The sequence below is a fragment of the Aerococcus sp. L_32 genome, from assembly GCF_050689315.1.
Genome location: NZ_JBOEQF010000862.1, coordinates 1 through 785, shown reverse-complemented (window position 1 = coordinate 785; position 785 = coordinate 1). Strand labels below are relative to the sequence as shown.

The following is a 785-nucleotide window of genomic DNA, read 5'->3' as shown; positions in this document are numbered from 1 at the left end:
CTATCCGATTGGGAGGTTTCTGTGAGTTCAACAGGTGCAATGATTGCTGAATTAGAGCAAGCTATCAATAATGAAGAGGATATAGTTGTGGTTGGTTGGAAGCCACATTGGATGTTCATGGATTATGAACTTAAGATGCTTGACGATCCAGAAAATGTCTTTGGTGGCTACGAGGAAATTCATTCATACGCAAGAGAAGGGCTAAAGGAAGATAATCCAGAAGCCTATAAGATTATTGATAACTTCTACTGGGAAGTTGAAGATATGTCTTCTGTTATGGATGAATTAGCGACAGATGTAGAACCAGAAGAAGCAGCAGATAATTGGATTGAAGCCAATCGTGAAACAGTTGATGGTTGGTTAGAGTAAAAATTAGAGGTGTGACAAAAGTCGCTAAAACTCGGCGCGCTGGAGCAAAAGCCGAACAAGTACTGCTAAGTAATTGGCGTATTTTGGGAAGTGTTGGAAGAGTTTGACCTTTGGAACCGGATATCGTGAGCTACATAATAGAAGAAAAAAAAACAGGCAGGTAGATTAATGAAATCTACCTGCCTGTTTATTTATCCAAAAAGGGTTCTTTTTAATTTGTATAATTCGATAGGACTTAGTTTGTCGTTTACATTGTTGGGAGAAGATAGATTTAAAATAGAGCTTGTATAAGCGAGTAGTAAAGCATCTTTTAGTGCCCATTTTTTCATTTTAGCCCAGACATAGGTACTGGTGAAAGCAGCGTGTGAGCCGTTGACGGTTTCTATATGTGTCATTTTAATAGGTTTTTGTCGGAT

At 38.5% G+C, this 785-nt stretch carries 2 protein-coding genes; one reads left to right on the top strand and one right to left on the bottom strand.

What is annotated here, in order from left to right; translation table 11 throughout:
• On the top strand, positions 1-369 hold a 369-nt coding region (locus ACRCJ0_RS16960), incomplete at its 5' end, for a glycine betaine ABC transporter substrate-binding protein (protein WP_431391325.1).
• A 191-nt stretch (positions 370-560) separates the two neighbouring features.
• Here the strand turns inward: ACRCJ0_RS16960 and ACRCJ0_RS16955 are convergent.
• A partial coding sequence (locus ACRCJ0_RS16955) for a hypothetical protein (protein WP_431391324.1) occupies positions 561-785 on the bottom strand: 225 nt, incomplete at its 5' end.